This is a genomic window from Erythrobacter sp. HI0063 (assembly GCF_001635685.1).
Lineage (GTDB): Bacteria > Pseudomonadota > Alphaproteobacteria > Sphingomonadales > Sphingomonadaceae > Qipengyuania.
The window spans coordinates 1-321 of the sequence record NZ_LWFF01000276.1 but is presented as its reverse complement, the minus strand read 5'-3'; the positions used below and the strand labels follow the sequence as shown (position 1 = coordinate 321).

The 321-nt window shown below is 45.5% G+C and carries 1 protein-coding gene; it reads right to left on the bottom strand.

The genetic code is table 11. From position 1 onward, the window contains the following. Window positions 1-126: 126 nt before the first annotated feature. The coding region (locus A3736_RS18000; RefSeq protein WP_233999337.1) for a hypothetical protein at window positions 127-321 on the bottom strand (195 nt) is incomplete at its 5' end.

The window sequence follows — 321 nt, the reverse complement described above, 5'->3', positions numbered from 1 at the left end:
ATTTCACGCCCCTCGCGGAAGAAAGAAATTTAAGCGTCATTTGAGGATCCTGATCTTCGCGCGGACATCTCATTCGGCCTCTGTCATCGCTTCCCCCATCGCATTCGTGATATTTCAAAGATCATCTCAATCTAGCGTAAGAGGCTTTTGCTTTCTTCCGACGGGTATGAAAAATCTTTTGAGTTCCTCAATCGGAAGATGGGCAGAAATAGCAAATCTTTTTGTGAACTCAAGAAGATCGACTTCGGAAGCATAAAAGTTGTGACGAACTATATTACGCGGACCGCTAGGAGACCCCTTTGGCCCATCTTTAAGAGACCC